Source organism: Microbacterium sp. P5_E9 (assembly GCF_054049175.1).
In genome coordinates this window covers 1-820 of record NZ_JBFUMV010000045.1, presented here as the reverse complement: position 1 = coordinate 820, position 820 = coordinate 1, and the positions used below count along the sequence as shown (strand labels likewise).

Sequence of the window (820 nt, the reverse complement as noted above, 5' to 3'; positions counted from 1 at the left end):
GGCGTCAACACGCCCGAAGGGGCGGCCATCATCGACGGCTTCCTGCGCTACGCSATTCCGGCGGGCAACCGGCTGGAACTGTTCCTGGGCGCGGCSATCGGCGCGATCACCTTCAGCGGCTCGGTGATTGCCTTCGGCAAGCTCTCGGGCAAGTACAAGTTCCGCCTGTTCCAGGGCGCGCCGGTGCAGTTCAAGGGCCAGCACATGCTGAACCTGGTGCTGGGCCTSYTGACCATYGGGCTSGGCCTCCTGTACATGGCSACCGAGAGCTGGKCRGCCTTCCTCGCGATGGTGCTGCTGGCGTTTGTCATGGGCGTGCTGATCATCATCCCGATCGGCGGCGCCGACATGCCGGTGGTGGTGTCGATGCTCAACAGCTACTCGGGCTGGGCGGCCGCGGGCATCGGCTTCAGCCTGAACAACGCGATGCTGATCGTGGCGGGCTCGCTGGTGGGCTCCTCGGGTGCGATCCTGAGCTACATCATGTGCAAGGCGATGAACCGCTCGTTCTTCAACGTGATCCTGGGCGGCTTCGGCGGCGAGGCGGCCACGGCGGCCACCGGCGCCCAGGAGCAGCGCCCGGYGAAGAGCGGCAGCGCCGACGATGCGGCCTACATGCTGAGCAACGCCGAGACGGTGATCATCGTGCCGGGCTACGGCCTGGCGGTGGCGCGCGCGCAGCACGCGGTGAACGARCTGGCCGAGAGGCTSACCCACAAGGGGGTGACGGTGAAGTACGCGATCCATCCGGTGGCGGGCCGGATGCCGGGCCACATGAACGTGCTSYTGGCSGAGGCCGAGGTGCCCTACGACCAGGTCT

1 protein-coding gene is annotated in these 820 nt (G+C 67.5%); it reads left to right on the top strand.

Annotation, left to right across the window (positions count from 1 at the left end; all coding sequences use genetic code 11):
- Positions 1–820: NAD(P)(+) transhydrogenase (Re/Si-specific) subunit beta (locus ACXJ3V_RS20110; protein WP_457102127.1), on the top strand; the 820-nt coding region annotated here is incomplete at both ends.